Origin of the sequence: Cupriavidus oxalaticus, from assembly GCF_004768545.1 — a bacterium.
Lineage (GTDB): Bacteria > Pseudomonadota > Gammaproteobacteria > Burkholderiales > Burkholderiaceae > Cupriavidus > Cupriavidus oxalaticus_A.
This window is the reverse complement of sequence record NZ_CP038635.1, coordinates 3127616-3146369: the sequence shown is the minus strand read 5'-3', so window position 1 is coordinate 3146369 and position 18754 is coordinate 3127616. Positions and strand designations below refer to the sequence as shown.

Here is an 18754-nt window from a genome sequence, read left to right as displayed (position 1 = left end):
TGAGCGAAGCAGCAATCCAATGAAGCATATCGTCAAAAACATCCACTTCGTGGGGATCGGCGGGGCCGGCATGAGCGGCATCGCCGAGGTCCTGCTGAACCTGGGCTACAAGGTCTCGGGTTCCGACGTGGGCAGCAATGCCGCCACGCGGCGCCTGGCCTCGCTCGGCGCCACGGTCATGCACGGGCATGACGCGGCCAACGTGACCGGCGCCAACGCCGTGGTGGTGTCGACCGCGGTCAGCGGCGACAACCCCGAGGTGCTGGCCGCCCGCAGCAAGCGCATCCCGGTGGTGCCGCGCGCGGTGATGCTGGCCGAGCTGATGCGCCTGAAGCAGGGCGTGGCCATCGCCGGCACGCACGGCAAGACCACCACCACCAGCCTGGTGGCATCGGTGCTGGCCGAAGGCGGGCTGGATCCCACCTTCGTCATCGGCGGCCGGCTCAACTCCGCCGGCGCCAACGCGCGCCTGGGCACCGGCGACTTCATCGTGGCCGAGGCGGATGAATCCGACGCATCGTTCCTGAACCTGTTCCCGGTCATCGAGGTCATCACCAATATCGATGCCGACCACATGGACACCTACGGGCACGACTTTGCCCGGCTCAAGCAGGCGTTCATCGAATTCACGCAGCGCCTGCCGTTCTACGGCATTGCCGTGCTGTGCGTCGACGACCCCAACGTGCGCGAGATCCTGCCGTTCGTGTCCAAGCCGGTGGTGCGCTACGGGTTTGCCGAAGACGCGCAGATCCGCGCCGTGGACGCGCGCGCGGTCGACGGCCAGATGCACTTCACCGTGCTGCGCCAGCTCAACGGCCATACCGAGCCGCCGCTGGAAATCGTGCTGAACCTGCCCGGCATGCACAACGTGCAGAACGCGCTGGCGGCGATCGCCATCGCGACCGAGCTGGAAGTGCCCGACGCCGCCATCGTCAAGGCGCTGCGCGAGTTCCACGGCGTGGGCCGCCGCTTCCAGCGCTACGGCGAAGTGGCCACCACCGACGGTGCCGGCACCTTCACGCTGGTGGACGACTACGGCCACCACCCGGTGGAAATGGCCGCCACGCTTGCCGCGGCGCGCGGCGCGTTCCCGGGCCGCCGCCTGGTGCTGGCGTTCCAGCCGCACCGATTCACCCGTACGCGGGATTGCTTTGAAGACTTCGTCAAAGTGCTGGGCACTGTCGATGCCCTGCTGCTGTCCGAGGTCTATGCCGCCGGCGAGACCCCGATCGTGGCCGCCGACGGCCGTGCGCTGACCCGCGCGTTGCGCGTGGCCGGCAAGGTAGAACCTGTTTTCGTGGAGCAGATGGAAGAGATGCCGCAGGCCATCCTGAATGCTGTCCGGCCCGGCGATGTGGTCGTGACGATGGGCGCCGGCTCGATCGGCGGCGTGCCGGGGCAACTGGTGTCGCACCAGCAGACGCAACAGCCGGGAGGCCAGCAATGAGCTTCGTCGCCCATCCCAATATCGATCCCAAGTCGCTGGGCAAGGTCGGCGTGCTGTTCGGCGGCCGCTCGGCCGAGCGCGAGATCTCGCTGATGTCGGGCAGCGGCGTGCTGGCCGCGCTGCAGTCGCGCGGCGTCGACGCGCATGGCTTCGATCCCGGCCTGCAAGGCGTGGCCGAGCTGGCCGCGGCCAAGTTCGACCGCGTCTTTATCGCGCTGCACGGCCGCTATGGCGAAGACGGCACCATCCAGGGCCTGCTGGAACAACTGGGCGTGCCCTACACCGGCAGCGGCGTGCTGGCCTCGGCGCTGGCGATGGACAAGCAGGCCACCAAGCGCCTGTGGACCACGCATGACCTGCCCACGCCGCGTTTCGCGATGCTGCATGCCGATACGGATTTCGACGCGGTGGTCGCCGACCTGGGCCTGCCGCTGATCGTCAAGCCGGCGCGCGAAGGCTCGTCGATCGGCCTGACCAAGGTGACGGCGGCCGGGCAGATGCGCGAGGCGTTCGAGAAGGCCGAGGCGCTGGACAACGACGTCATCGCCGAGACTTTCATCGACGGCGCCGAGCTGACCTGCCCGATCGTGGGCGAGGGCGATACCGCCGAAGCGCTGCCGGTGATCCGCATCGTCGCGCCCGAAGCGAACTACGACTATCAAAATAAGTACTTTACTGACGATACCCAATACTTGTGTCCGTCAGGACTGGACCCCGAAGTCGAGAAGGAAGTCCAGGCGCTGGCGGTGCAGTCCTATCGCGTGCTGGGCTGCCGCGGCTGGGCGCGCGCCGACGTGATGCTGCGCGCCGACGGCAAGCCTTTCCTGCTCGAGATGAATACCTCGCCCGGCATGACCGGCCACTCGCTGGTGCCGATGGCGGCGCGCGCGGCCGGCATCAGCTACGAGGACTTCGTGCTGCAGGTGGTGGCCGCCGCGACGCTGGACCTGCACCCGAACGAGCACTGGAAGCCCGAATAACAGAGAACCCGCCTGGACCATGTGGCATAACACACGCCTGCTCAACCTGATCGCCACCACGCTCTATGCCGTGGTGGCGCTGATGGCGCTCGCGGCCGGCCTGCTGTGGCTGGCGCAGCGGCCGGTGTTTGCCATCACCCACGTGGAGATCGCGCCGATGGACGGCGGCGCGCTGCGCCACGTGAACGCCCCCAGCGTGCGTGCCAGCGCGCTGGGCAAGCTGTCGGGCAACTTCTTCACGCTTGACCTGAACGCGGCACGGCAGGCGTTCGAGTCGGTGCCCTGGGTGCGGCGCGCCAGCGTGCGGCGCGAGTGGCCAAACGGCCTGGCTGTGGAGGTCGAGGAACACGAGGCGCTGGGTACCTGGGGCTCGCCGGAGAGCGGGCGCCTGCTCAATACCTACGGCGAGATCTTCGTGGCCAACACCGCCGAGGCGGAAGAAGACGCACAGTTGCTGGCGCTGGACGGTCCTCCGGACAGCGAGGGCGACGTGATCGAGAAGCTCGAGGTCATGCGCCAGTGGTTCAAGCCGTTGCATACCGAGCCGCTGGCGGTGACGCTGTCGGGCCGCTATGCCTGGCGCGCCAGGCTGTCCAACGGCATGGTGGTCGAGCTTGGCCGCGAGCAGAACGATGAAGACCGCACTGCGATGGACCAGCGGGTCAGGCGTTTCGTCGCTGCATGGCCGCAGGTCACCGAGCAGTGGGGCAAGCAGATCGACTACGCCGACCTGCGTTATCCCAATGGTTTTGCCATCCGCGCCGCCAATGCCCGCTTCCTGACCGAGGCGCAGATCGCTGCGGCGGTGCGGGCCGAGAAGGCGGAGCGGGCGGCGAAGGCGGCCCGGGCTACGCAGGCAGCGGCAGCGGTTTCCGGTACTTCCAACAACAATCCGACGCGACTGAAGAGCAAGAACGCGGAGAAAACCCGATGAGCAAGGAATACAAGGACCTGTTGGTCGGTCTCGATATCGGCACCTCGAAGGTGGCGGCGGTGGTCGCAGAACTGCGCCCCGACGGCAGCTACGAGGTGATCGGGATGGGCCAGTCGGAGTCCAAGGGTCTGAAGAAAGGGGTCGTGGTCAATATCGAGGCCACCGTGCAGTCGATCCAGAAAGCACTGGAAGAGGCTGAGCTGATGGCCGACTGCAAGATCTCGGAGGTCTTTACCGGCATTGCCGGCAGCCATATCCGCAGCTTCAACTCCAGCGGCATGGTGGCAATCAAGGACAAGGAGGTCACGCAGACCGACGTGGCGCGCGTGATCGAGACCGCCAAGGCGGTCAATATCCCGACCGACCAGCAGATCCTGCACATCCTGACGCAGGAATTCATCATCGACGGGCAGGAAGACGTGCGCGAGCCCATCGGCATGAGCGGCATCCGCCTGGAAGTGAAGGTGCATATCGTCACCGGCGCCGTCAGCGCCGCGCAGAACATCGTCAAGTGCGTGCGCCGCTGCGGCCTGGAAGTGCATGACCTGATCCTGCAGCCGCTGGCCTCGAGCCTGGCGGTGCTGACCGAGGACGAGAAGGAACTGGGCGTGGTGCTGGTCGACATCGGCGGCGGCACCACCGACATCGCCATCTTCAGCGAAGGCGCGATCCGCCATACGGCCGTGATCCCCATCGCCGGCGACCAGATCACCAACGACATCGCCATGGCGCTGCGCACGCCCACGCCGGACGCCGAGGACATCAAGATCCAGTACGGCATCGCCAAGCAGGCGATCGCCGATCCGGAAGACATGATCGAGGTGCCGGGCGTGGGCGACCGCGGCACGCGCACGCTCAGCCGCCAGGCGCTGGCCGCGGTGATCGAGCCGCGCATCGAAGAGCTGTACTCGCTGGTGCACCAGGTGGTGCGCGAGTCGGGCTATGAAGAACTGTTGTCGTCCGGCGTGGTCATCACCGGTGGTACCGCGATGATGCCGGGCATGGTCGAGCTGGGCGAGGACATCTTCCTCAAGCCCGTGCGCGTGGGCGTGCCGGAGTACCGCGGCAACCTGCACGAGGTGGTGAAGAGCCCGCGCTATGCGACGGTGATGGGCCTGCTGCTGGAAGGCCGCGTGCAACGGATGCGCGGGCGCAAAGTGGCGGTGCAGAGCGGGTCGGTCAAGCAGGTCTGGACCCGCATGAAGGAATGGTTCGTCGGCAATTTCTGATCGATGCGGAAATTGCCGGGCTGAAGATGCGACGGCGCGCGCAAGGTCTTGTCTACCGGACAGCCGATGGCGCGTTGAGCAAAGGTTTCGTGGTTCTTTCTTTTAATGGTTTTTTTGTTCAGAAACCAGGGGTTGCGGCGGGGAGGCTGCATCGTCTGGGGACTGATTCTTCTCGGAGGCAGTGATGGACTTTGACATGATCGAAACGGAAGTGATGGACGGCACCATCATCAAGGTGGTCGGCGTGGGCGGCGCGGGCGGCAATGCCGTGCAGCACATGATCAGCCGCGGCGTGCAGGGCGTCGAATTCATCTGCATGAATACCGACGCCCAGGCGCTCAAGCGTTCCAGCGCTTCGCGCGTGCTGCAATTGGGCAGTACGGGACTGGGTGCCGGCGCCAAGCCGGAAGTCGGCCGCGGTTGCGCCGATCAGGCCCGCGAGCAGATCGCCGACGCGCTGCGCGGCGCGCACATGGTCTTCATCACTGCCGGCATGGGCGGCGGTACCGGTACCGGTGCCGCGCCGATCGTGGCGCAGGTTGCCAAGGAAATGGGCATCCTGACCGTGGGCGTGGTCAGCAAGCCGTTCGACTTCGAAGGCGCGCGCCGCGCCAAGGTGGCCGAGCATGGCTCCAGCGAGCTGGAATCGAGCGTCGACTCGCTGATCGTGGTGCTGAACGAAAAGCTGTTCGAAGTGATGGGCGACGACGCCGAGATGGACGCATGCTTCCAGTGCGCCGACGACGTGCTGCACAACGCGGTGGCCGGCATTGCCGAGATCATCAACGTTGACGGCCTGGTGAACGTCGACTTCGAAGACGTGAAGACGGTGATGGGCGAGCAGGGCAAGGCCATGATGGGGACGGCCACCGTGTCGGGCGTGGACCGCGCCCGCCTGGCGGCCGAGCAGGCCGTTGCCAGCCCGCTGCTGGAAGGCGTGGACCTGTCCGGCGCGCGCGGCGTGCTGGTCAACATCACCGCCAGCCGTTCGCTGAAGCTGTCGGAAACCAAGGAAGTCATGAACACCATCCGCAGCTACGCCGCGGAAGACGCGACCGTGATCTTCGGTACGGTGTACGACGATTCGATGAGCGATGCGCTGCGCGTGACCGTGGTCGCGACCGGCCTGGGCCGCTCGGCCAAGAAGCAGCAGCCGATGACGCTGCTGAAGACCGGCACGGACAACATGCCGGTGCAGATGATGGCCAACATGGCCGCCACCGCTGCGCAGCACAGCTCGCCGGACTACAGCAACCTGGACACGCCGGCGGTATGGCGCAGCTCGCGCGAATCGGCGTCGGCCCACGTGGCGGCGCTGCAGGAAAAGGGTGTGGACACGTACGATATTCCGGCCTTCCTGCGCAAGCAGGCAGACTGAGCGCCGGACGGCTCGGCATCGGTGCCTCCACCGGCCGCCTGACGGATCGCGTCGCCTTGTCGCGATGCACGCGCGCTCCCTATCCGCGCGTGCCTTGCATGGACTGACGTGACCCGGCAGGCAGCCGGCGGCGCCGCGCCGCCTGCCGCAACGGCGCATCGTCCGCCACAACCTGCATCCCGTCGCCGGGCAGGGCGTGCCGCTGGCCGCCTCCCCGGACTGGTTTCCCGCCTTCCCGGTCGGGATGTCTCGCCGTCCGCGCGGCGCACCCACAGGTGCGTCGCGCGGACGTCTTTGTAGCAAGGTGTATCGAATGCGACCGGATGTGATCCGGCTTTTGCATCGCCGGCGCGGCGCCTATGATCTTGGGGTTGCCCGCAGTACGGAACACTACCCGGAACGCTGTCCGGATCGCTGTCCGGATTGTTGAACCGGCACGCTGCCGCGCCGCTGCGGCGCAGCCGGCCGCCATCCGTCCTATCCTTCAGACAACCCAGAGACTTCGCCCCATGATTACCGTCGGTTCCCGCGTCCCGGACGCCACCCTGCAGGAATTCATCGAAACCGAGAGCGAGGGCTGCTCGCTCGGACCCAACGCCTTCCGCGTCGCCGACCTGGTGCGCGGGCGCAAGATCGTGGTGTTCGGGCTGCCCGGCGCGTTCACGCCGACCTGCTCGGCCAAGCATGTGCCGGGCTTCGTGACGCATGCCGCAGACCTGCGCGCCGCCGGCGTCGATGAAGTGTGGTGCGTGTCGGTCAACGACGCCTTCGTCATGGGCGCGTGGGGCCGCGAACAGCAGGTCGCCGGCGCGGTACGCATGATGGCCGACGGCAGCGCCGAATGGACGCGTGCGCTGGGCCTGGACCAGGACCTGGGCGCGCGCGGCATGGGCGTGCGCTCCAAGCGCTATGCCATGGTGATCGACGATGGTGTGGTGACCCGGCTCGACGTGGAGGCGCCCGGCGAATTCCGCGTCAGCAGCGCCGACGCCGTGCTGGCTGCGTTGCGCGGCTGACACAGTCATCCGGGTAAACGTGGATTATTCGCAACATCTTAATGCGGTGTTAACAGCCGGAAACAAAACCCGGCTGCACCACCTTCCAGGTGGTGGTAAAATCGCTTAATCAAAAAAAGCACCACGATAGATTTTTATAATAGTTGAGGCTGTCATGCTCAAACAGCGCACGATCAAATCCCTGGTGAAGACGGTTGGCATCGGCCTGCACTCCGGCCGCAAGGTCACGCTGACCCTGCGTCCCGCAGCCGCCGACACCGGCATCGTCTTTACCCGCGTCGACCTGCCCGAGGCCGTCGAGATTCCCGTGGCCGCTTCGGCCATCGGCGACACGCGCCTGGCGTCGGTGCTGCAGAAGGATGGCGCGCGCGTTTCGACCGTCGAGCACCTGATGTCGGCATGCGCCGGCCTGGGCATCGACAACCTCTATGTCGACGTCGACGCCGAGGAAATCCCGATCATGGACGGCAGCGCCGCGTCCTTCGTGTTCCTGCTGCAGTCGGCCGGCATTGAAGAACAGAACGCGCTGAAGACCTTTATCCGCGTCAAGAAGCCGGTGGAAGTTCGCGAAGGCGACAAGTTCGCGCGGCTCGAGCCGTTCTTCGGCTTCAAGCTGGCGTTCACCATCGACTTCCGTCATCCGGCGGTCGACAAGACCGGCCAGACCTTCTCGATCGACTTCGGCGACACCAGCTACGTGCGTGAGATCGCCAGGGCCCGCACCTTCGGCTTTGCCCATGAGGTGGAAGCGCTGCGCGAGATGGGCCTGGCGCGCGGCGGCAGCCTGGACAACGCCATCGTGCTGGACGAGCACCGCATGCTGAACAACGAGGAACTGCGCTATGGCGATGAATTCGTGCGCCACAAGATCCTCGATGCCATCGGCGACCTGTATGTGGTCGGCCATCCGCTGATCGGGTCCTATGTCGCGCACAAGTCGGGCCACGGCCTGAACAACCAGCTGCTGCGCGCGCTGCTGGCGGACCAGGAGGCCTATGAACTGGTCACCTTCGACCGTGTCGAGGAAGCGCCCGCTGCCTTCCTGCCGCAGGCGCAGCCGGCCTTTGCCTGAGCCGGGCCACCTGCCCGCCACGCAACGAGAAAGCCGACCCGGGGGTCGGCTTTCTTGTTTGTCCGGAAATCGCCGTCGGCCGCTCAGCGGTGATGCGAGAGCAGCGTCTTGAGCGCGTCGCGCAGCGGCGAATCGGGCAGCGTGCGCGCGAGCTGGTCCAGGCTGGCAAGGCCGGTCGGCGTCATCTGCCCGCTGGTGCGCTTGCGCTCGACCGGACCGGTGTCCCAGTCCGCGTGGCGCTGCACCTCGGGCTGCACCCGCACCCGGATCGCGGTGATCTGCGAGCCGCGCTGCTGCAGCCGTCCCAGCAGCGTCGGCACCACCTGCCGCACCCGCGCCGCGGCCGCGCCGTGTGCCGCCAGCAACAGCAGCACCTGGCCGTTTGCGTCGACGGCGTCGCGCTTGACCCCGGCCACGGCAATGCCGGCGCGCATGCCGGGGGGCAGCAGCGACAGCACTTCGGCCTCCAGCACGGACAGCTGGCGCGCGGTCTGCATCAGCCCGGAAACCGGGCCGGACTTGGCCAGCCAGTCATTGAGCGGCTTGGCGGCAGCGGTCTGCAGGGCGTGGTGGGTGAAGCGGCGCATGGCTGCATTCTAGCAAGGGGCGGCGGGGCTGCCCGGGGCGGAAAGGATTGAAGCACCCGCACCCGCCCCAAACTGCTGCAGGCAGGGGGCGGGGTCGGCCCGCGCTGGCCGGTGTCTGGCATTCGCAGCCTTGCACGGCAAGGCCCGGCGCGCGTTCCGGCCGTGACCCCGGCACATGATAAACTCGGCGTTTCGCGCCAATCTATCCATTCCTCGCCCGGCCGCCGGGGAGCCCGCTTACCAGGGGCGTCAATCCGGTCCCGCGCAGGTGAAAGCAATCGATGATCACGGGCCTTCTCAAGAAAGTCTTCGGCAGCCGCAATGAGCGGCTGATCAAACAATACCGCCGCACGGTGGCGCAGATCAATGCGCTGGAGCCGAAGTTCGAGCAACTCTCGGACGACGACCTGCGCGGCATGACCGAGACCTTCCGGCAGCGCCACGCCGGCGGCGAGTCGCTCGAAGCGCTGCTGCCCGAGGCTTTCGCCGTGTGCCGCGAGGCCAGCAAGCGCGTCATGAAGATGCGCCACTTCGACGTGCAGCTGATCGGCGGCATGGTGCTGAACGACAACAAGATCGCCGAAATGCGCACCGGCGAGGGCAAGACGCTGACCGCGACGCTGGCCGTGTACCTGAATGCCATCACCGGCAAGGGCGTGCACGTGGTGACGGTCAACGACTACCTGGCGCAGCGCGATGCCGAGTGGATGGGCCGCCTGTACAACTACCTGGGCCTGTCGGTGGGTGTGAACCTGTCGCAGATGGCGCATGACGAGAAGCAGGCTGCGTACAACGCCGACATCACCTACGGCACCAACAACGAGTTCGGCTTCGACTACCTGCGCGACAACATGGTCTACGACCCGTCGCAGCGGGTGCAGCGGCCGCTGAACTACGCCATCGTCGATGAAGTGGACTCGATCCTGATCGACGAGGCGCGCACCCCGCTGATCATCTCGGGCCAGGCCGAGAACCAGACCGACCTGTACCAGCGCATGAACGGCATCCCCAGGCTGCTCGAGCGCCAGATCGGCGAAGAGAAGGCCGACGGCACCGGCGTCGAGAAGCCGGGCGACTACTACGTCGACGAGAAGGGCCACCAGGTCTACCTGACCGAGGCCGGCCACGAGAAGGCCGAAGAAATCCTGGCGCAGCAGGGCCTGATCGGCGAGGGCGAGTCGCTGTACGCGCCGCAGAACATCACGCTGATGCACCACCTGTACGCCGCCCTGCGCGCGCACAGCCTGTTCCATCGCGACCAGCACTACGTGGTGCAGAACGACGAAGTCGTGATCGTCGACGAATTCACCGGCCGCCTGATGACCGGCCGGCGCTGGTCCGACGGCCTGCACCAGGCCGTCGAGGCCAAGGAAGGCGTGACCGTCCAGCAAGAGAACCAGACGCTGGCGACCATCACCTTCCAGAACTACTTCCGCATGTACACCAAGCTGGCCGGCATGACCGGCACGGCCGATACCGAGGCGTACGAGTTCCAGGAGATCTATGGCCTCGAAGTGGTGGTGATCCCGACCAACCGCCCGGCCCAGCGCAAGGATCAGCAGGACCAGATCTACAAGACCGGCAAGGAGCGCTACGACGCCGTGGTGCGCGATATCCGCGACTGCTACGAGCGCGGCCAGCCGGTGCTGGTGGGTACCACCTCGATCGAGACTTCTGAATACCTGTCGGGCCTGCTCGAGCGCGAACAGCTGCCGCACCAGGTGCTCAACGCCAAGCAGCACGCCCGCGAAGCCGAGATCGTGGCGCAGGCCGGCCGTCCCAAGATGATCACCATCGCCACCAACATGGCCGGTCGCGGTACCGACATCGTGCTGGGCGGCAACGTGGAAAAGCAGTCGGGCTTTATCGAAGCGGACCCGAACCTGTCCGACGCCGACAAGGCCGCGCGCATCCAGCAGCTCGAGGACGAATGGCAGTCGCTGCACGAGCAGGTCAAGGCCGCCGGCGGCCTGCATATCGTCGGCACCGAGCGCCATGAATCGCGCCGTATCGACAACCAGCTGCGCGGCCGCGCCGGCCGCCAGGGCGACCCGGGTTCGTCGCGCTTCTACCTGTCGCTGGACGACCAGCTGCTGCGCATCTTTGCCGGCGACCGCGTGCGCGCGATCATGGAGCGCCTGAAGATGCCCGAAGGCGAGCCGATCGAGGCCGGCATCGTCACGCGCTCGATCGAATCGGCGCAGCGCAAGGTGGAAGGCCGCAACTTCGATATCCGCAAGCAGCTGCTGCAGTACGACGACGTCGCCAACGACCAGCGCAAGGAAATCTACAAGCTGCGCAACGACGTGCTCGAAGCCAATGACGTCGGCGAGATGGTCGCCAACCTGCGCGAAAGCGTGCTGGTCGAGCTGTTCCGCGACCACGTGCCGGCCGACACCATGGAAGAGCAGTGGAACATCGCCGGCCTGGAAGCGCGCCTGCGCGAGGACTGGGGCCTGGAAGTGCCGCTGGCGCAGACCATCGAGGGCGCGCAGAGCATCGAGGACGAAGAGCTGCTCAACCTGATCATGAAGGCGGCGACCGAACGCTACGACGGCAAGGTCGCGATGGTCGGGCGCGAGTCGTTCGCCGGCTTCGAGCGCTCGGTCATGCTGCAGAGCATCGACACGCACTGGCGCGAACACCTGGCCGCGCTGGACCACCTGCGCCAGGGCATCCACCTGCGCGGCTATGCGCAGAAGGATCCCAAGCAGGAGTACAAGCGCGAGTCGTTCGAGCTGTTCGCGCGCCTGCTGGACGTGATCAAGAACGAAGTCACCCGCGTGACCTTCAACGTGCAGATCCAGTCGCCGGAGGAACTGGAACAGGCTTCCGAGGAGATCGAGGAAGGCCTGTCGCACCTGGAGAACGTGCAGTACAAGCACGACGAGTTCGCCGAAGGCCGCGAGCCGGTCGAGGAAGCGCCGTCGCAGCGCACCGGCACTGCCATGGCCGCCGCCGAACTGGCGCTGGCGGGCATGCCCAAGGTCGGCCGCAACGATCCGTGCCCGTGCGGCTCGGGCAAGAAGTTCAAGCAGTGCCACGGCAAGCTCAGCTGAACTGAGCCGCGCCGGGGGCCCGGTATGACGTCGGTCCCGCAGCGCGGGGCGTGACGCAACAGGAAACGAACATGCCCGCCCCTCGCGGGCATGTTCGTCTGATGACAAGCAAGTCGCGAGCAGGAACATCGAGGAGTCCTACATGCCCGTCAATCTTCCGCTGCCCCAGGCAGAGAACCTGAAATCCGTCGCCGGCGTGGAGCTCGGCTGGGCCGAGGCGGGCATCCGCAAGGCCAACCGCAAGGACGTGCTGGTGGTGCGCGTGGCCGAAGGCAGCACCGTGGCCGGCGTCTTCACCAGCAACCGCTTCTGCGCCGCGCCGGTGCAGGTGTGCCGGGAGCACCTCGCTGCCGCGGACAAGTCGGGCAAGGGCATCCGCGCCCTGGTGGTCAACACCGGCAATGCCAACGCCGGTACCGGCGAGCAGGGCCTGGCCAATGCCCGCGCCACCTGCGACGCGCTGGCGGCGCAGCTGGGCATCAGCGCCGACCAGGTGCTGCCGTTCTCGACCGGCGTGATCCTCGAGCAGTTGCCGATGGACCGCCTGCTGGCAGGGCTGCCCGCCGCCATCGCCAATGCCAGGGCCGACAACTGGCTGGCCGCGGCGGAAGCCATCATGACCACCGACACGCAGCCCAAGGTCGCGTCGCGCACGGTGCAGATCGACGGCAAGACCGTGACGCTGTCGGGCATCAGCAAGGGCGCCGGCATGATCCGCCCGAACATGGCGACCATGCTGGGCTTTATCGCCATGGACGCCGCCGTGGCGCAGCCGGTACTGCAGGGACTGGTGACGCACGCCGCCGATCACTCGTTCAACAGCATCACCATCGACGGCGATACCTCGACCAACGATTCGTTCGTGCTGATCGCCTCGGGCAAGTCCGGTGCCGTGGTCGACCGTGCCGAAGGCCCGGCCTTCGAAGCGCTGCGCGATGCCGTGACCGGCCTGGCGCAAGAGCTGGCGCAGATGATCGTGCGCGACGGCGAAGGCGCGACCAAGCTGATGACCATCCGGGTCGAAGGCGGCAAGGACGTGGCCGAGTGCCGCCAGATCGCCTATGCGGTCGCGCATTCGCCGCTGGTCAAGACTGCGTTCTACGCCTCGGACCCCAACCTGGGCCGCATCCTGGCCGCGGTGGGCTACGCCGGCGTGGACGACCTCGATGTCGGCCGCGTCAACCTGTGGCTGGACGATGTCTGGGTCGCCCGCGACGGCGGCCGCAATCCCGACTATCGCGAGGAAGACGGCCAGCGCGTGATGAAGCAGGCCGAGATCACGGTGCGCATCGCGCTGGGCCGCGGCAATGCCGAAGCCACGGTGTGGACCTGCGACCTGTCGCACGACTACGTGTCGATCAACGCCGACTACCGTTCCTGAGCCCGTTCCATCCTGCCCGCGCACGCGGGCAGGGCGCAAGAATTCATTCTCCGCCCCGCCATGTCCGACCTCGCCGCCCGCCTCGACAACTTCCTCTCACGCCTCGAACAATGGCTGCCGCCGCAACTGAACGACGCGGACTGGCAGGAGGCGGTAGCGTTCCGCTGGCGCAAGCGCCAGAGCCTGTTCGGTAATATCGGCTACCTGCAGCCGGTGCGCCAGCTGCCGCCAATCCACCTGGACGACCTGAAGAACATCGAGCGCCAGAAGGACGCCATCGTCGCCAACACGCGCCAGTTCGTGAACAGGCTGCCGGCCAACAACGTGCTGCTGACCGGCGCGCGCGGCACCGGCAAGTCGTCGCTGATCAAGGCCTGCCTGAATGCCTTCGTCAAGGACGGGCTGCGGCTGGTGGAGGTCGACAAGGATGACCTGGGCGACCTCGGCGATATCGTCGAGCTGGTCTCGACCCGGCCCGAGCGCTTTGTCATCTTCTGCGACGACCTGTCGTTCGAGGAAGGCGAGTCGGGCTACAAGTCGCTGAAGTCGGCGCTGGACGGCTCGGTCGCGGCGCAGTCGGACAACGTGCTGATCTACGCCACGTCCAACCGCCGGCACCTGCTGCCGGAGTACATGAAGGACAACGAAACCTACCGCCACACCGACGACGGCGAGATCCATCCTGGCGAAGTGGTCGAAGAGAAGATCTCGCTGTCCGAGCGCTTCGGGCTGTGGCTGTCGTTCTACCCGCCCAAGCAGGACGAGTACCTGGCGATCGTCGGCCACTGGCTCAGGCACTTCGGCTGCACCGACGAAGACATCGCCGCCGCGCGCGGCGACGCGCTGGTGTGGGCGCTGGAGCGCGGCTCGCGCTCGGGCCGCGTGGCGTGGCAGTTCGCGCGCGACTGGGGCGGCAAGCATGGCCAGCCGTACATCGCCGACGTGCCGGGGAACGACAAGGCATGAGCGCGGCCATGGACAAGCCCGCGGAGACCGCCGGCAACCCGCCGCGCAAGGTCACCGAAGTCGCCGTCGGCGTGATGGTGCAGCCGGATGGCCGCTTCCTGCTGGCGCAGCGCCCCGCGGGCAAGCCGTACGAGGGCTATTGGGAATTCCCCGGCGGCAAGCTCGAGCCAGGGGAGACCGTGGAAGCTGCGCTCGCCCGCGAGCTGCATGAGGAGCTGGGGCTGGACATTACCGCGTGCGAGCGCTGGCATGTGCTCGAGCACGACTACCCGCACGCCTATGTGCGGCTGCATTTCTGCAAGGTCACTGCCTGGCGCGGTGACCCGGTCGGCCGCGAAGGCCAGGCCTTTTCCTGGCAGACGGTGCCCGTGACGGTCGCGCCGCTGCTGCCGGCCACCATTCCGGTGGTCGAATGGCTGGGCGAAGAAGCCTAGGGCACAGACCCTGGGCCGGCTTGGCCTGACATACCCGCGGCCGCGGCGCCCGTGATTGCGCCGATCGACGGCGTGTGGCTGGGCCTGGCGGTCTTCGTGCTGGTGTGCGTGGGGTTCTACCGCCGCGTACTGGCGGCGGCGCACTGAGCGGACTGTGCGGCGAAGGCGATTACGTCAGTCGTCCTCGTCGTCAGGCAGGTCAGGCGAGGGCGTCTCGCCCGGCTTGCCGCCAATTACGTACTTTTCGGACGCCCAGGCGCCGAGGTCGATCTGCTTGCAGCGCTCGGAACAGAACGGGCGGAACTTGTTGTCGGGCACCCAGGCCACCTCGGTGCCGCAGGTGGGGCATTTGACTACAGCGGGCATGGCTTCAGACTCAGGCTTCAGAAATTGCAGAGTTTCAGCAGGAACGGGATATCGGCATCGACCGAGCGCGGCCGCAGGTCGCCGTCCTGCTGCGTGAAACGCACCCACAGCATGTACTTGTTCGCGCTCATTTCCGGGATGAAGGCCAGCAGCGAGTCATCCAGCCACACCTGCATCAACTGGTAGCTGCGCCCGGACAGCATCTGCTGGTAGCTGCCGCCGGTGGCGATGACCTTGCCGCTCTGGCCGGCTTCGCGCAGCAGGCGCAGCACGATGGTGGTGCCCATGCGCAGCGACACCAGCGGGCGCGCCCACTTCAGGATATCGGCGCGGCGATCCTCAGCGGGGCGATGCTGCCACGCGTAGTAGGCAGGCAGGTCGAACTCGCAGGTGCCGCCGGGAATGATGGCACGGCTGCGGATGCTGGTCAGCCACTCGTTGTCGGTCAGCAGCTGCCCGGCCTTGCCCACGGTCTGGTTGAGCATGGTGATGCCCTGCTCGATCTCGCCGATCACGCTGTCCAGGGCTTCCTGGTCGATCTGCGGGTTGGCGCGCAGCGGCGCCAGCGCCTGGCGCTGGCGTTCCAGTTCCTTGATCAGGTCGGTCTTGAGGTCGGCGCGGCCCGCTACGTCGATGATCTCGAACAGCGTGGTCAGCGCGACATGGTGCTGCTGGGGATGATCCTGGCCGAGGAAGTATTCCAGCCGATCGAACAGGTCCTCCAGGCGCAGGAGTGTCCTGATGCGTTCGTTGAAAGGGTATTCGTACAGAATCAAGTGCTATGTCCGTGCAGGGCGCCGGGCGGGCCCCGTGTGAGGAGCAGGCCCGGTGCGGAATGTGGCCCGGGGAACGCCGGAAGGGGCTGGGTGGACTGTGTCGGAGTGATCCGCGGTGTCCAATGCCCGCAGTATGCGGCGATTTCCCGGCATGTTCCAGCGCATTCTATGCGAGACCCGGGCCGAGGACAACGTCGGACGCGCGTTCGCCGCGTGCCGCCGGGCCGTGCCCGCGCATCATGCGCCAGCTTCGGGATGGACCTTTCCGGACGCCGACAGTTCGCGGTAATAGCGGTCGAGGCGGTCCACCTGTGCCACCAGCGCATCGACCGGCCCGTCGTTGTCGATGACGTCGTCGGCACATGCCAGCCGCGCGCGCCGCGTTGCCTGCCTGGCCATGATCGCCTGCACCTGTTCGCGGCTGAAGCCGTTGCGCGCCATCACGCGCGCCACCTGGGTGTCTTCCGTGCAGTCGACCACCAGCACCCGGCCCACGCGCTCGCGCCATGAGCCGGACTCGACCAGCAGCGGCACCACGTAGATCAGGTAAGGATGCTCGCCGGCGTCGCGGACCGCTTGCGCATGCTCGTTGGTCAGCGCGCGGATCAGCGGATGGGTGATGCCTTCGAGGCGCGCCTTGGCGGCCGGGTCGGCGAACACCAGCGCGCGCATCGCGTCGCGATCCATGGCGCCGTCAGGGCGCAGGCATTCGGTCCCGAAGGCCTCGACCAGCGCCGGGATGGCACGCCCGCCCGGGGCGGTGATCTGATGGGCGAGCAGGTCGGTATCGATGATCGCGGCGCCGCGCGCGGCGAACATGTCGGCCACGCGGGTCTTGCCGCTGCCGATGCCGCCGGTCAGTCCGATTTCCAGCATGTGGGGATGCCGTGAAGGCCAGTTGACGATGTTGCCGTCACAATACCAGCTTCACGGCAGTACGGTCAGCGGCAGCACACGGGAGCCGAACACCAGCACCACCAGGCCCGCCAGCGCGATAAAGGGGCCGAAGGGGAAGGGCGTGTCGCGATCCTGCCGGCGCAGCGCGATGCTGGCCAGCCCGAACACCACGCCGGCCACCGATGACAGCAGCACCAGCGCCGGCAGCGCCTGCCAGCCAAACCACGCGCCGAGTGCCGCCATCAGCTTGAAGTCGCCGAAACCCATGCCTTCCTTGCCACGCACCAGCCGGAACAGCCAGTACGCCGCCCACAGCACCAGGTAGCCGGCGGCGGCACCGATCACGGCATCGGCCAGCGGCACGAACAACCCGCCCAGGTTCAGCACCAGTCCCAGCCACAGCAGCGGCAGCGTGATCTGGTCCGGCAGCAGCTGGGTGTCGGCATCGATCAGGGTCAGCGCCAGCAGCGCCCAGACCAGCACCAGCGCCGCCAATGTCTGCACGCCAGGGCCGAAGCGCCACGCCACCAGCCCGCTCAGCACGCCGCAGGCCAGCTCCACCAGCGGATAGCGCGCGCTGATCCGGGTCTTGCAGGCCGAGCAGCGCCCGCGCAGCGCCAGCCAACTCAGCACCGGCACGTTTTCCCAGGGCGCGATCGCGTGGCCGCAGTGCGGACAGGCCGAGCGCGGCACCATCAGGTTGTAGCGGGCGGGGTAGGGCAGCGGATCGCCGCGCAGCTCGGCGATATAGTTGGCTTCCTCGCGCTCCATCATGCGCGGCAGCCGGTGGATCACCACGTTGAGGAAACTGCCCACCACCAGACCCAGCACGGCCGTCACCGCCACCATGAAGGCAGGCGGCAGCGCCGCCAGTGCCTGCAGCAACTGCCCGCTGCCGGCGGGAAACGGCGAAACGGAATACGCCAGCGCCATCGCTTACACCACCTGTCCCAGCTTGAAGATCGGCAGGTACATCGCCACCACCATGCCGCCGATCAGCACGCCCAGCACCACGATGATGATCGGTTCGATCAGGCTGGAGATGGCGGCCACCGCGTCGTCGACCTCGCGCTCGTAGAACTCGGCCACCTTCAGCAGCATGTTGTCGAGCGCGCCGGATTCTTCGCCGATCTGCGTCATCTGCAGCACCATGTTGTCGAACACGTGCGTGGCCTGCATGGCGTTGGTCAGGCTGGTACCGATGCGCACCGACTGTTCGATCTCGCGCGTGGCGTCGTAGTAGACCCAGTTGCCGGCGGCGCCCGCCACCGACTCCATCGACTCCACCAGCGGCGTGCCGGCGGCGAACATGGTCGCCAGCGTACGCGTCCAGCGCGCAATCACCGCCTTGCGGAACAGGCTGCCGAAGATCGGCAGCTTCAGCAGCGCGCGGTCGGACCAGCGCTGCACCTTCTCCGACTTCTTGCGCGCCCGCAGGTAGAACGTGATGCCGGCCACGGGCGCGCCGATGACCAGGTACCAGTACTGCACGAAAAAGTCCGAGATCGCGATCACCAGCAGCGTCGGCGCGGGCAGGTTGGCACCGAAGCTGGAGAACACGCCCTTGAACGCCGGGATCACGAACAGCATCAGGATCACGGTGACGGCAAAGGCCACCGTCAGCACCGCGATCGGATAGATCATCGCCGACTTGATCTGGCCCTTCAGCGCGATGGTCTTTTCCATGTAGAGCGACAGGCGCTCCAGCAACGCATCGAGGATACCGCCCTGTTCGCCGGCATCGATCAGGTTGCAGTAGAGCGTGTCGAAGTACTTCGGCTGTCGCCGGAATGCCGCCGCCATGCTGCTGCCCGATTCGATATCGAAGCGGATCTCGGACAGCAGCTGGGTAAAGTTGGGATTGGCGTGCCCGCGCGCGATGATGTCGATCGACTGCAGCAGCGGAATCCCCGCCTTGAGCATGGTCGACAGCTGCCGGGTGAAGTAGGCGATGTCCTTCTCGGTGATTTTGCGCCCGCGCGCGGCCTTGCGCTTCTTGAGCTTGACGATGGTCAGGCCCTGCTTGCGCAGCGTGGCGGTGACCTCGGCCTGGCTCTCCGCGCGCAGCTCGCCGGTGAAGGTCTTGCCCTTGCGGTCCTTGCCTTCCCATTCGAAGATGTACTGGGTGGGGGCCTTGCGCCCCTTGCCTGATTTTGCCCGCGACGGTGCTGCCGTCCGGGCGCCCGCCGCTGGTGCGCGCGTCGCCATGTTGTTGACCCCCGGTGTAAATGA

At 66.8% G+C, this 18754-nt stretch carries 17 protein-coding genes; 11 read left to right on the top strand and 6 right to left on the bottom strand.

The genetic code is table 11. The features are described 5' to 3' along the window. Nucleotides 1-19 precede the first annotated feature (19 nt). The 7 genes from murC (at nt 20) to lpxC (ending at nt 8056) form a co-directional block, all read left to right on the top strand. The gene (gene murC, locus E0W60_RS25420) at nt 20-1447 is read left to right on the top strand and encodes a UDP-N-acetylmuramate--L-alanine ligase (RefSeq protein ID WP_135705975.1); all 1428 of its coding nucleotides are present in this window, start codon (nt 20-22) and stop codon (nt 1445-1447) included. Further along, nucleotides 1444-2427, top strand: coding sequence for a D-alanine--D-alanine ligase (locus tag E0W60_RS25415; RefSeq protein WP_133097997.1), 984 nt, complete (start codon nt 1444-1446; stop codon nt 2425-2427). Before murC ends, E0W60_RS25415 begins: the two co-directional genes overlap by 4 nt. Nucleotides 2428-2446: 19 nt before the next feature. Beyond that, complete coding sequence (locus E0W60_RS25410) at nt 2447-3361, top strand: cell division protein FtsQ/DivIB (protein ID WP_135705974.1); 915 nt, start codon at nt 2447-2449, stop codon at nt 3359-3361. Next, complete coding sequence (ftsA, locus tag E0W60_RS25405) at nt 3358-4590, top strand: cell division protein FtsA (RefSeq protein WP_012353950.1); 1233 nt, start codon at nt 3358-3360, stop codon at nt 4588-4590. The genes E0W60_RS25410 and ftsA overlap by 4 nt, the downstream gene beginning before the upstream one ends. 184 nt (nt 4591-4774) lie before the next feature. After that, nucleotides 4775-5968 (top strand): cell division protein FtsZ, encoded by a 1194-nt coding sequence (ftsZ, locus tag E0W60_RS25400; RefSeq protein ID WP_063241547.1) that lies wholly within the window; start codon nt 4775-4777, stop codon nt 5966-5968. Between the two features lie 509 nt (nt 5969-6477). After that, entirely contained in the window at nt 6478-6984 is a 507-nt protein-coding gene (locus E0W60_RS25395) for a peroxiredoxin (protein WP_133097999.1), read from the top strand. Nucleotides 6985-7138: 154 nt separating this feature from the next. Continuing rightward, a complete protein-coding gene (gene lpxC / locus E0W60_RS25390) occupies nt 7139-8056 on the top strand; it encodes a UDP-3-O-acyl-N-acetylglucosamine deacetylase (protein WP_029048080.1) in 918 nt (305 codons plus the stop codon). An 83-nt stretch (nt 8057-8139) separates the two neighbouring features. Here the strand turns inward: lpxC and E0W60_RS25385 are convergent, their stop codons facing one another. Continuing rightward, nucleotides 8140-8643 carry a DciA family protein gene (locus E0W60_RS25385; protein ID WP_133098000.1) on the bottom strand — a complete coding sequence of 168 codons (504 nt, stop codon included), beginning with the start codon at nt 8641-8643 and terminating at the stop codon, nt 8140-8142. Between the two features lie 281 nt (nt 8644-8924). Between E0W60_RS25385 and secA the strand changes: the two genes are divergently transcribed. The 4 genes from secA (at nt 8925) to E0W60_RS25365 (ending at nt 14483) form a co-directional block, all read left to right on the top strand. Beyond that, a complete protein-coding gene (gene secA, locus E0W60_RS25380) occupies nt 8925-11702 on the top strand; it encodes a preprotein translocase subunit SecA (RefSeq protein WP_135705973.1) in 2778 nt (925 codons plus the stop codon). Nucleotides 11703-11844: 142 nt separating this feature from the next. Beyond that, nucleotides 11845-13083 (top strand): bifunctional glutamate N-acetyltransferase/amino-acid acetyltransferase ArgJ, encoded by a 1239-nt coding sequence (argJ, locus tag E0W60_RS25375; protein ID WP_135705972.1) that lies wholly within the window; start codon nt 11845-11847, stop codon nt 13081-13083. A 60-nt stretch (nt 13084-13143) separates the two neighbouring features. Next, nucleotides 13144-14049, top strand: a complete 906-nt coding sequence (locus E0W60_RS25370) for an ATP-binding protein (protein WP_133098003.1) — start codon at nt 13144-13146, stop codon at nt 14047-14049. Next, a complete protein-coding gene (locus E0W60_RS25365) occupies nt 14046-14483 on the top strand; it encodes an NUDIX domain-containing protein (RefSeq protein WP_133098004.1) in 438 nt (145 codons plus the stop codon). Before E0W60_RS25370 ends, E0W60_RS25365 begins: the two co-directional genes overlap by 4 nt. A gap of 174 nt (nt 14484-14657) precedes the next feature. Here the strand turns inward: E0W60_RS25365 and E0W60_RS25360 are convergent, their stop codons facing one another. From E0W60_RS25360 to E0W60_RS25340, 5 genes are all read right to left on the bottom strand, one after another. Beyond that, complete coding sequence (locus E0W60_RS25360) at nt 14658-14849, bottom strand: DNA gyrase inhibitor YacG (protein WP_135705971.1); 192 nt, start codon at nt 14847-14849, stop codon at nt 14658-14660. A gap of 17 nt (nt 14850-14866) precedes the next feature. Continuing rightward, nucleotides 14867-15625, bottom strand: a complete 759-nt coding sequence (gene zapD, locus E0W60_RS25355; protein ID WP_133098005.1) for a cell division protein ZapD — start codon at nt 15623-15625, stop codon at nt 14867-14869. Between the two features lie 237 nt (nt 15626-15862). Continuing rightward, nucleotides 15863-16501, bottom strand: coding sequence for a dephospho-CoA kinase (coaE, locus tag E0W60_RS25350; protein WP_133098006.1), 639 nt, complete (start codon nt 16499-16501; stop codon nt 15863-15865). Between the two features lie 51 nt (nt 16502-16552). After that, nucleotides 16553-17455 (bottom strand): prepilin peptidase, encoded by a 903-nt coding sequence (locus E0W60_RS25345; RefSeq protein ID WP_135705970.1) that lies wholly within the window; start codon nt 17453-17455, stop codon nt 16553-16555. A gap of 3 nt (nt 17456-17458) precedes the next feature. Further along, nucleotides 17459-18730 (bottom strand): type II secretion system F family protein, encoded by a 1272-nt coding sequence (locus tag E0W60_RS25340; RefSeq protein ID WP_133098008.1) that lies wholly within the window; start codon nt 18728-18730, stop codon nt 17459-17461. Nucleotides 18731-18754 lie beyond the last annotated feature (24 nt).

What these genes read in the sequence shown, in the direction of transcription:
- E0W60_RS25395 (WP_133097999.1), top strand. Translation starts at nt 6,478, where the DNA reads ATGATTACCGTCGGTTCCCGCGTCCCGGACGCCACCCTGCAGGAATTC.
- ftsA (WP_012353950.1), top strand. Translation starts at nt 3,358, where the DNA reads ATGAGCAAGGAATACAAGGACCTGTTGGTCGGTCTCGATATCGGCACC.
- E0W60_RS25415 (WP_133097997.1), top strand. Translation starts at nt 1,444, where the DNA reads ATGAGCTTCGTCGCCCATCCCAATATCGATCCCAAGTCGCTGGGCAAG.
- ftsZ (WP_063241547.1), top strand. Translation starts at nt 4,775, where the DNA reads ATGGACTTTGACATGATCGAAACGGAAGTGATGGACGGCACCATCATC.
- murC (WP_135705975.1), top strand. Translation starts at nt 20, where the DNA reads ATGAAGCATATCGTCAAAAACATCCACTTCGTGGGGATCGGCGGGGCC.
- argJ (WP_135705972.1), top strand. Translation starts at nt 11,845, where the DNA reads ATGCCCGTCAATCTTCCGCTGCCCCAGGCAGAGAACCTGAAATCCGTC.
- E0W60_RS25365 (WP_133098004.1), top strand. Translation starts at nt 14,046, where the DNA reads ATGAGCGCGGCCATGGACAAGCCCGCGGAGACCGCCGGCAACCCGCCG.
- E0W60_RS25410 (WP_135705974.1), top strand. Translation starts at nt 2,447, where the DNA reads ATGTGGCATAACACACGCCTGCTCAACCTGATCGCCACCACGCTCTAT.
- E0W60_RS25345 (WP_135705970.1), bottom strand. Translation starts at nt 17,455, where the DNA reads ATGGCGCTGGCGTATTCCGTTTCGCCGTTTCCCGCCGGCAGCGGGCAG.
- secA (WP_135705973.1), top strand. Translation starts at nt 8,925, where the DNA reads ATGATCACGGGCCTTCTCAAGAAAGTCTTCGGCAGCCGCAATGAGCGG.
- E0W60_RS25385 (WP_133098000.1), bottom strand. Translation starts at nt 8,643, where the DNA reads ATGCGCCGCTTCACCCACCACGCCCTGCAGACCGCTGCCGCCAAGCCG.
- lpxC (WP_029048080.1), top strand. Translation starts at nt 7,139, where the DNA reads ATGCTCAAACAGCGCACGATCAAATCCCTGGTGAAGACGGTTGGCATC.
- E0W60_RS25370 (WP_133098003.1), top strand. Translation starts at nt 13,144, where the DNA reads ATGTCCGACCTCGCCGCCCGCCTCGACAACTTCCTCTCACGCCTCGAA.
- E0W60_RS25360 (WP_135705971.1), bottom strand. Translation starts at nt 14,849, where the DNA reads ATGCCCGCTGTAGTCAAATGCCCCACCTGCGGCACCGAGGTGGCCTGG.
- coaE (WP_133098006.1), bottom strand. Translation starts at nt 16,501, where the DNA reads ATGCTGGAAATCGGACTGACCGGCGGCATCGGCAGCGGCAAGACCCGC.
- E0W60_RS25340 (WP_133098008.1), bottom strand. Translation starts at nt 18,730, where the DNA reads ATGGCGACGCGCGCACCAGCGGCGGGCGCCCGGACGGCAGCACCGTCG.